The sequence below is a fragment of the uncultured Coprobacter sp. genome (assembly GCF_947855755.1).
Classification (GTDB): domain Bacteria; phylum Bacteroidota; class Bacteroidia; order Bacteroidales; family Coprobacteraceae; genus Coprobacter.
Genome location: NZ_CANUAR010000047.1, coordinates 1 through 8,203, shown reverse-complemented (window position 1 = coordinate 8,203; position 8,203 = coordinate 1). Strand labels below are relative to the sequence as shown.

The following is an 8,203-nucleotide window of genomic DNA, read 5'->3' as shown; positions in this document are numbered from 1 at the left end:
GAGTACATAGTTCACGCAGCCTTTAAATCCGCTTCCCTTTTTTATTTTTCCAATCATCCGACAACTGGTTAATGATTTCAACAATCCTGTTTTTGAGTTTTACCAGTTCCACCGCCACCAGTGCGAACCCTCCGGCATTCGCCCGGTGCGCCAACTGATTGATGTTGTTGGCTTCCCTTGCCAGCTTGCGGATAGTGTCCGCATCCTGCCTGTTCAGCCGGGGCGTTACCTCTGCCGAAACGACAGCCTGCCGGACGTACTCGCTGACATGCAGCCCGGCTTCGGTGGCTCGCTTCCTGATAGCGTAGAACTGTAACTCGGTCAGCTTCGTACTGACTACCTTTTGATATTTGTTTACCCGGTTCTTTGCCGGGCGACCTCCCGGTTTATTCCTTATTTCTGTCATACGTTTTTGCTTTTAGCTGGTATCTTAAAAATTGCGACCAACGGGAGAAATTTTCTTTGCTGTCAGGCAAAGCAAGGTGTTTCGGTTTACCGAAACATAACCTTGCTCTCCAAATCAGACCGCCTGCCGTTGGTAATCCTGCCGGACTAAATGCCCCTGCCCCTTTTCTGTCTTGGGGCGGCACGTTGTCCGGTTTCCTGCTTCATTTCCTGTGCTTGGCTGATACTGTTTTTCTGCTCCTGCTTCCTGCCGCACAGGTAATCGTTCAAGTCCGAATACCCCCTATAATTGTGCGAGAAGTCACGCACACGGTAGGAGTATTCCAATTCGATAGCCAGTGTCGCTTCATATCCTGCCTTGTCATTGTCAAGCATACAGTGGATGCGTTCATACGGGTACAGCACGTCAATGGCTTTCGGCACATTGGCGGTAGAGTTGAGTATGACATAATCCTGCCTGTCAAGGTCGGGCATGGTCGGGCAGTTCTTCATCCGGAGTGTGAGGAAAGAAAGATAGTCCATAAAGCCCTCGAATACCAAACATTTCTCTCTCGGCTCTCCCTGTTGCCTTATATGGGTGATGTCTTTCGATGTGCTGCCCTTGAAACGGGGATTGCGAAGCTCGTAACCTCCTGAATCATTCCTGAATGCCAGTGCAAAATAAGGCTTGCCACCGATGCGGTAATACATTTCCTGCACGTATGGGGCTGCCGTTCCGGGAGAAATCCCCCTTTCCTGCAAATAGCGTATGAGTGCCGGATTCTGTAACGGCTGTATTCTGCGTATCTCTATCGGGCTGGCTGCTTGCCTTTTCGTGTCCCTTTCGGGCAGTTCTTTCCCGTGAAAGGAAAAAGAGGCGGTGTCACCCTGTTCCAGTCGGCAGATAGCACCGTAGGCGTTGCATCCGTGCTGCTTCATCACAAGGTCGATGAGCGTCCCACCCTCGCCAGTTCCGTAGTCACACCATAGATTGGCGTTATAATCCACCTTGAAACTTGGCGTGTTGTCCTCCCGTAAGGGGCTGCGGTACATCCCGTAGCTTCCTTTTTCCGTGACGGGTTGGATTCCCAAAGAGTTCAGGTAGTCTTTGATACTGATATTGTTGGCTTCCTTGTAGGTCATAATCTTTATTTTTTTGGTGTTGATAAATTGCAGTAGCACAGTAAGAAGTCAGTAAGAAGAAAAGTTACCATGTTTCTGCACATAATTCTTTTTCTTTCAGTGGATTATCTCTTATGCAGTAAGATAAGTAAGTTATTTCTTCAAAAGGAAATAGAAATACAGCCTTATATTCCTGCTCGCTCTTTTCTTGTTTTTCTTTTTTCCGGTTTTCCAAAAAGTTTTGGATTTTATCTTACTGCTTACTGCGCATCGTGTAATAGATTGATTTTTTAATAACTTGAATAATAGCATGATACTTTTGCAGTAATTACTGCATGGCTGCCTATCCGTAATCGTCATTTGTATAGGATGCAGGAATAGGCTTTATTCTGTACCCATATACCGAATAATTCTGTTTGTTTATACGTTTCTGTACCCGTTTGAACCCGGCTTTACGCAACGCTTCCCCCAGCCGTTTTTCAGATAGCTGCATGGCGCATATATCTCGTAAACGTGCCAGTATTTGCGCTGTTGTCATAAAAAAATGGGGTTCTTCTTCCTCTGTCGGCTTCTCAAAATATTGCGTCAGCATTTCAAACTCGATTGTCTGCACCTCAAATTCCGCATTGTTCAGGTGCAGTTCTCCAATCTCCGCATCATTGAACCAGTAGCGCACGCCCTGACGGTACAGGTACATGATTTCGGAATAGACGTTATCCATGTGGATATTTTCTGCCGTGGGCTTGTCTATGTGCAGCACCTCGAACGGCAAAAAACGCCTGCTGCCTGTCGGGTCGGTCAGGAACTCGTTGCCGTTCACCGAAGCCATGAAGCTGGCGAGGTGGGGATATTCCTCTATGTAAACGTCATACGGTCTGCGGTATTTCACCGCCGGGGTGGTGATAAGGTTCTTCAATGCGTTCTCGTTCTGCTTGTTGAGTTCCTTTAGCTGGTCGTCAATGTTGATGAACAGGTATTCGGCTATCAGTGTCAGGATGTCTTTGCCCTGCGGGTCTATCTTTCCGGTAAACAGGTAGTTCTTAAGCGGTGTCGGGCAAAGGTTGTCCAGCCACCACGATTTGAACTGCCCCTGCCTGTCCCCGGTCAGCACCAAACAAGTATGGTTCTGACACCCCGTGTCGTTCATGGCGTTGGCTACCACACCGATAAGCCATTTCGTGAAATATTCCTCCCATTTGCCGGGGTTGGCTACCTGTACCGTGTTCAGGAGCCTGCCGATATGCCCGTGTTCGGTTGGATTGAGAAGCGGCAGGGCGTTGAAGTATTCCCGTATGGGATGTACCTTTCTTGCGAAATCGCTTTCCAGTATGGTACGGATGTTCTCGGCAGAGGTGACGATACCAGCGGTTGCGTCCAGCCTGCGCCTGAACGAGTTCAGGACAAATTTCGTAACGGGCTGGTACAAGTCCGAAGAATCCGCAGCCCGGTATTCCGTCCGGCTCTTTACGGTGTTAAACCGGAAATCGTACAGGACGTTCAACAGGCTTTCGATGCGCTCGTTCTTAGACTGCCAGCCCTCGATGTGCCGTGTATCATCACTTCTTTTCTTTTTCATCGGGAAGTCTGTTAGAAGCCGGGACATACTGCTGCTGCATCCACTTTTTGAGTTCCTCCATGTCGAAACGCAGGGTACGCCCACGCTTGACACACGGTATCAGTCCCTTGCTGGCTAAGTGGTACAGGTAATTGACCGAATACCCGGTTATACCACTGGCAACGGATATTTTGACTAACACAGGCTCTTTTCCGTCCTGCCGTTCTTCGGGCTGTGAGCCCATGACCGGGGCAATCATCTTTTCGATGTTCTCCAGCCGTTTGAAAATTTCTTCGAAAGGATTGTTCATAGGTGCTTGTTTTTTGAATTAGCACCACAAATAAAATAAGAAAAATCGGTAAAAAACAAAGCGTCAGCCGTTTGGAATCGCTTTGCTGCGCTCTGCACCAAATTAATGTCGGCAAATAGAAAACGGCTTTGTGTTCATTACCTTACTTATTTAAAGAGTGGAGAAAAATCAAGTTTTTTATTATCGGTTCGTTTCTTTCGTGTTGTTCTTGGGGTGGCGGTGGACATTTTCGGACACGCAAGGTCATTTTCGGACAGAAAGAAACAACCTATTATTCAGCCTTATATATTTGCACCAGTGAAGAAAAACGGAGTATTGACAAGAATAAATGTATCAGTTATGGAAATAGTGACGATTGAAAAGAGAACCTTTGAACTTTGGAAACAGAGGTTTGAAAACTTTGTGGGGCGTGTGGATGCGCTCTGCGTGCCTTTACGCAGGAAGCGTGACAAGTGGCTGGATAACTGCGAGACCTGCCGTCTGCTGAACGTTTCAGCCCGGACGATGCAGACCTACCGTGATACGGGAAAACTGCCTTATTCGCAGATTAACAATAAGATTTATTACAAGGCTTCGGATGTGGAAACATTTCTGCTCAACCAAGTAAGGGACAATTCTAAAAAGTAGGCGTATGGATTTGATAACGAAAGATTCCGAAACTACGCTGGTACTGTTTTCCTCCCTTGACAGGGTGCTGGAAAACGTGGAGTACGTGGTAATGAACTATCGCCCTGTATTGAACGGTGAACACTACCTGACGGGCGAGGAAGTATGCGAGCGGCTTTGCATCAGCAAACGGACGTTGCAGGATTACAGGGACACGGGGCTGCTGGGGTACGTGCAGCTTCCGGGAAAAATCATCTACCGGGAAAGTGACATCATGGATTTGTTGGAAAGGTTCTATCAGAAATGAAATTTTGAGAACATGGAATCTTGTTTTCTTGATGTCTTGCTTTCTTGAAATATTGGAGTATTGAAATATAGCTGTCTTGTTTTCTATATTGTTTGGTTGAAAGCCAGCAATCACGGTTTCTTGAAAACTGTGTTGCTGGCTTCTCCGTGTTTATACGGATAGTTGTTTCTCAACGGCTTGCATATCCCTTAGTATCGTTTGGTCTAATACCTTTGCGTAGTGCTGTGTCATTCGGGTGGATGAATGCCCCAGCATTTTAGCCACATTCGGCAGTGACACGTTGTTAGCCAGTGCGATAACCGATGCGAAACTGTGGCGGGCTGTGTGCGTGGTCAGGTTCTTTTTGATACTGCACAGGTCGGCAATCTCTTTCAGGTAGCTGTTCATCTTCTGATTGCAGGGAACGGGCAACAAAGTTCCTTTATCCATGCAGTAGGGGTTATCCTTATACTTTTCAAGTATCTGTTTGGGAATGCTCAAAAGCGGGATGTTGCAGATATTGTTTGTCTTTTCACGGGGTTTCACTATCCACAGATTGCCGTTACTGTCCTCTGAAAGATGTTCGGGGCGCAGATTATACACGTCTATGAATGCCAGCCCGGTATATACGCAGAAGATAAAAACATCCCGTACCAGTTCCAGCCGTTCAATCCTGAACTCTTTCTGCCATATCCGGTTTATCTCGGCTTGGCTTAGGAACTGTTTGTTTACCTCCACCTCGTGAAACTTGATTCCGGCAAACGGGTTCTTTGTCAGCCACTCGTTGGCAATGGCAAGGTTTATCACTTTCTTGAAGCATTTCATGTACCGGATAACGGTGTTCTGTGCGCAATGCTTCTCCGTCTTTAGGTATAAATCGAATTTACGCACCAGTTCCCCGTTTACCTCACGCAACAGCATATCATCTACCTTGTAGTCCCGTTTAACCAGTTCCATGAGATATTTAAGGCAGTTATCGTAACGTCTTACGGTGATGTCGGCATAGTCCGTCCCGATTAGCTTCCGGCAGTTATCGTTATGCTCCTTGAACACATTGTGTAATGTCTTGAAAGTCTCGTCCTTTCCCTGATAGCGGTTCACTATGGCACGTGCGGAGATAATCTTTCCCTCCAGTTCCAAGTCTTGGTAAATCTGATAGAATTTCACACGCAGGGCGTCAATGTAATGGTTAAGTTCCACGGAGTTTCGGTCTTTGCCTGTCGATTTCTCTTTTTCCTGCGACCAAAGTGGGACTTTTACGCTCCGCTTTAGTTGAAGTTCCACGTATAGGCGGTCATAAGTGACACGCACACGCACGGGTGCTTCCCCGTTTTTTAACAGTTTGCTACGCTTGATGAAGAACAACACGCTGAATCTTTTTCTTTCCATACGGCTCAATTTTTAATGATACAAAGTTAGGAAATCGAACCGAGAACCCTGTTATGTAAAATAGCGCAACAAGCTGTAAAAGAATGAAGTAAATACCTCACAGTGGAACATTTCGGGCTTTTAAAACCAGTCCCTTGAATAAGGACGTATAGTTTGCTCTAATCCCACTGATTTTGCCTATTCTTGGAAAAGAAAAATCCCTGAACTTCTTTGAAATTCAGGGATTTACATCGTTTTTCTTTCTTGAAAAGTGGTGCCACCAGGAATCGAACCGGGGACACAAGGATTTTCAGTCCTTTGCTCTACCAACTGAGCTATGGCACCATCGCTTTTGCGAGTGCAAATGTATGACAAGTTTTTGAAATTACCTAATTATACAGAGACTTTTTTTGTTGAAAAAGTCCATTTTTATGACAACTGATGAAAAATTGAGAAAAGAATAAAATTTTTACCTTATGTTTTTTGTCTTTTAAAAGGAATACATTACATTTGCACTCGCAATTGTCAATCGGGGTGTAGCACAGTTGGCAGCGCGCCACGTTCGGGACGTGGAGGTCGGAAGTTCGAGTCTTCTCACCCCGACTAATTATAGCCTAATTATTTAATTAATAAATAATTAGGCTATGTTCATTTTAATATGCCGGCAGAAATACGGCAGAGAGATAAAATAGGATATTTAACGTTGCATTTTTTGCTACTTGCGAAAAATGTAAAAAAAATGTTGTCAAAAAAGAAAGGCCAAACTACACTAAAAGAAATCATTAATTATACCTATCCCAAGCTATATGTCGGGAAACGATGGTATATCGGTTTTTATGCATTCGATCCTGTTGCCGGTAAAATGCGCATCAAAACGATCAAAATTAATTTTATCGAAAAAGCTGCAGACAGAAGGAGATATGCTAACGAACTGTGTAAACGAATCTCTCGTAAACTTGATGAAGGATGGAATCCTTGGATAGAAGCCGAAAATAGTCGGGCTTATCATACATTCATAGAGGTATGCGAACGGTACAAACACTTTATTGAAAAAATGTTTTCCGATGGCAATTATCGAGAAGAGACATTTGTCGGTTATGCATCTTACCTCCGGAATATGATCAAATGGAATCAAAGCCGAAAAGTCCCGATTACTTACATATACCAGTTTGATAAGATGTTCATATCAGAATTTTTGGATTATATTTATATCGACAGGGAAAATACTGCGCAAACTCGAGATAATTATTTGACTTTTTTGCGTGTATTTTCTTCTTATTTGGTTCAGAATTCCTACTTAAAGGAACGCCCGACAGAAGGAATTCCCGTTCTGGGAAAACGGTTACATAAAAAACAGCGGACAATAATCCCTGATGGTGACATGGTCCGCCTACATGACTATTTGATCAAAAAGAACAAACATTTTCTGTTGGCATGTTATATCTTACATTATTGTTTTGTACGGCCAAAAGAAATGAGTAAAATTCAAATATCGAATTTTTCAATTAAAAAACAAACAATATTCATTCCCGACTCCATATCGAAAAATAAGAAAAACGCATGTGTCACACTCCCTAAAAAGGTAATTCTCCTAATGTTAGATTTGGGTATTTTCAATAATCCGGGTGATTACTATTTATTCTCAGATAATTTTCAGCCAGGTAAAAAATATAAAAGCGAGAAATCATTTCGAGATTTCTGGACACGTTATATTCGGAAAGATCTGAAATTCCCTCCCAAATATAAATTTTATAGTCTGAAAGATACCGGAATTACATCAATGTTGAAAAAGTATGATACAATAACTGTGCGCGATCAGGCTCGACATGCAGATATACTCATGACCGATATATATACACCTCATGACATACAAGAAGCTAATGAACTTATAGTTAATCATGATGGTATTTTTTAATAAATACGAATATATCTCTGTTACAACTATTTAAAAACAGAGATATATTTCATTTTATAAATTACTTAAAATCCATATAATAAACAATTGAACAATCTGCCCGGTAATACCTCCTATCAGTGTCGCCCATAAATCGAGCCGGTCGAATTTCCCGCCCCACGTCTTGTCTCCGTATTCCTTACCGATCGCCAAGCCTACGGCAAACAGTAACGTGCCTATCAATGCCCCTATAAATCCGTATAGGACATGACGCGGACGGTTGCTTTCTTTCATCCAGTTCATCGCCGGCCTCCTTCCTGATCCGGTGTCCATTCCGGGCTGTTCAATAGTTCCTCCAGATCTTTTCCTCGATAAATGGGATAGTTCTTTCTCTCCGAGTGTTTTTCTGATAGGGGCATTATGTCTCCGGCTGTTGCCGATGCCAGCCTTTCGTATGTTTCTACGTGTATGATCGCTTCTGTTCCTTCCACGTCCTGTCTTCTCGTTTCCCAATCCGGGTCTATCTCTTTGAGCTCTGATACCGGAATTTTGTAATATCTGTTCATCGTATTTTTTATTTTTATAGTTCGTATATTCCTTGTGTGATATATTTAAGCACTATTGCCTGTTCTTCTTCCGTAAGGTTGCGGGGATAGATTATCAGATAGCGGTAATCTA

At 43.8% G+C, this 8,203-nt stretch carries 12 protein-coding genes and 2 tRNA genes; 5 read left to right on the top strand and 9 right to left on the bottom strand.

Annotation, left to right across the window (positions count from 1 at the left end; genetic code table 11):
- Positions 1–22: 22 nt before the first annotated feature.
- The 5 genes from Q0093_RS14530 to Q0093_RS14510 form a co-directional block, all read right to left on the bottom strand.
- Positions 23–406 (bottom strand): MobC family plasmid mobilization relaxosome protein, encoded by a 384-nt coding sequence (locus Q0093_RS14530; protein ID WP_297931913.1) that lies wholly within the window; start codon positions 404–406, stop codon positions 23–25.
- A 146-nt stretch (positions 407–552) separates the two neighbouring features.
- Complete coding sequence (locus tag Q0093_RS14525; RefSeq protein WP_297931910.1) at positions 553–1,527, bottom strand: toprim domain-containing protein; 975 nt, start codon at positions 1,525–1,527, stop codon at positions 553–555.
- 64 nt (positions 1,528–1,591) lie between these two features.
- Positions 1,592–1,741, bottom strand: a complete 150-nt coding sequence (locus Q0093_RS14520) for a hypothetical protein (protein WP_279180288.1) — start codon at positions 1,739–1,741, stop codon at positions 1,592–1,594.
- 108 nt (positions 1,742–1,849) lie between these two features.
- Complete coding sequence (locus Q0093_RS14515) at positions 1,850–3,082, bottom strand: VapE domain-containing protein (RefSeq protein WP_297931906.1); 1,233 nt, start codon at positions 3,080–3,082, stop codon at positions 1,850–1,852.
- Complete coding sequence (locus Q0093_RS14510; RefSeq protein WP_021645362.1) at positions 3,063–3,371, bottom strand: helix-turn-helix domain-containing protein; 309 nt, start codon at positions 3,369–3,371, stop codon at positions 3,063–3,065. Before Q0093_RS14510 ends, Q0093_RS14515 begins: the two co-directional genes overlap by 20 nt.
- A gap of 128 nt (positions 3,372–3,499) precedes the next feature.
- Between Q0093_RS14510 and Q0093_RS14505 the strand changes: the two genes are divergently transcribed.
- Genes Q0093_RS14505 through Q0093_RS14495 form a run of 3 tightly spaced genes read left to right on the top strand, consistent with a single transcriptional unit; the run spans position 3,500 to position 4,284 of the window.
- Complete coding sequence (locus Q0093_RS14505; RefSeq protein WP_297931897.1) at positions 3,500–3,730, top strand: hypothetical protein; 231 nt, start codon at positions 3,500–3,502, stop codon at positions 3,728–3,730.
- Entirely contained in the window at positions 3,711–3,998 is a 288-nt protein-coding gene (locus Q0093_RS14500; RefSeq protein WP_008657134.1) for a helix-turn-helix domain-containing protein, read from the top strand. The genes Q0093_RS14505 and Q0093_RS14500 overlap by 20 nt, the downstream gene beginning before the upstream one ends.
- 4 nt (positions 3,999–4,002) lie before the next feature.
- Positions 4,003–4,284, top strand: coding sequence for a helix-turn-helix domain-containing protein (locus Q0093_RS14495; RefSeq protein WP_054349894.1), 282 nt, complete (start codon positions 4,003–4,005; stop codon positions 4,282–4,284).
- A gap of 150 nt (positions 4,285–4,434) precedes the next feature.
- On the opposite strand, the gene Q0093_RS14490 is transcribed toward Q0093_RS14495, so the two are convergent.
- Together Q0093_RS14490 and Q0093_RS14485 are read right to left on the bottom strand one after the other, a co-directional pair.
- Complete coding sequence (locus Q0093_RS14490; protein ID WP_297931881.1) at positions 4,435–5,652, bottom strand: site-specific integrase; 1,218 nt, start codon at positions 5,650–5,652, stop codon at positions 4,435–4,437.
- A gap of 251 nt (positions 5,653–5,903) precedes the next feature.
- Positions 5,904–5,976, bottom strand: a tRNA-Phe gene (locus Q0093_RS14485).
- A 185-nt stretch (positions 5,977–6,161) separates the two neighbouring features.
- Between Q0093_RS14485 and Q0093_RS14480 the strand changes: the two genes are divergently transcribed.
- Positions 6,162–6,234, top strand: a tRNA-Pro gene (locus Q0093_RS14480).
- Between the two features lie 136 nt (positions 6,235–6,370).
- The gene (locus Q0093_RS14475) at positions 6,371–7,546 is read left to right on the top strand and encodes a site-specific integrase (RefSeq protein WP_297931877.1); all 1,176 of its coding nucleotides are present in this window, start codon (positions 6,371–6,373) and stop codon (positions 7,544–7,546) included.
- 54 nt (positions 7,547–7,600) lie between these two features.
- Here the strand turns inward: Q0093_RS14475 and Q0093_RS14470 are convergent, their stop codons facing one another.
- A complete protein-coding gene (locus Q0093_RS14470; protein WP_297931874.1) occupies positions 7,601–7,828 on the bottom strand; it encodes a hypothetical protein in 228 nt (75 codons plus the stop codon).
- Entirely contained in the window at positions 7,825–8,091 is a 267-nt protein-coding gene (locus Q0093_RS14465; protein WP_297931872.1) for a hypothetical protein, read from the bottom strand. The genes Q0093_RS14470 and Q0093_RS14465 overlap by 4 nt, the downstream gene beginning before the upstream one ends.
- Between the last annotated feature and the right edge of the window lie 112 nt (positions 8,092–8,203).

Coding starts and splice junctions, on each gene's coding strand:
- Q0093_RS14530 (WP_297931913.1), bottom strand. CDS start 406: ATGACAGAAATAAGGAATAAACCGGGAGGTCGCCCGGCAAAGAACCGG.
- Q0093_RS14525 (WP_297931910.1), bottom strand. CDS start 1,527: ATGACCTACAAGGAAGCCAACAATATCAGTATCAAAGACTACCTGAAC.
- Q0093_RS14515 (WP_297931906.1), bottom strand. CDS start 3,082: ATGAAAAAGAAAAGAAGTGATGATACACGGCACATCGAGGGCTGGCAG.
- Q0093_RS14510 (WP_021645362.1), bottom strand. CDS start 3,371: ATGAACAATCCTTTCGAAGAAATTTTCAAACGGCTGGAGAACATCGAA.
- Q0093_RS14500 (WP_008657134.1), top strand. CDS start 3,711: ATGGAAATAGTGACGATTGAAAAGAGAACCTTTGAACTTTGGAAACAG.
- Q0093_RS14495 (WP_054349894.1), top strand. CDS start 4,003: ATGGATTTGATAACGAAAGATTCCGAAACTACGCTGGTACTGTTTTCC.
- Q0093_RS14490 (WP_297931881.1), bottom strand. CDS start 5,652: ATGGAAAGAAAAAGATTCAGCGTGTTGTTCTTCATCAAGCGTAGCAAA.
- Q0093_RS14475 (WP_297931877.1), top strand. CDS start 6,371: ATGTTGTCAAAAAAGAAAGGCCAAACTACACTAAAAGAAATCATTAAT.
- Q0093_RS14470 (WP_297931874.1), bottom strand. CDS start 7,828: ATGAACTGGATGAAAGAAAGCAACCGTCCGCGTCATGTCCTATACGGA.
- Q0093_RS14465 (WP_297931872.1), bottom strand. CDS start 8,091: ATGAACAGATATTACAAAATTCCGGTATCAGAGCTCAAAGAGATAGAC.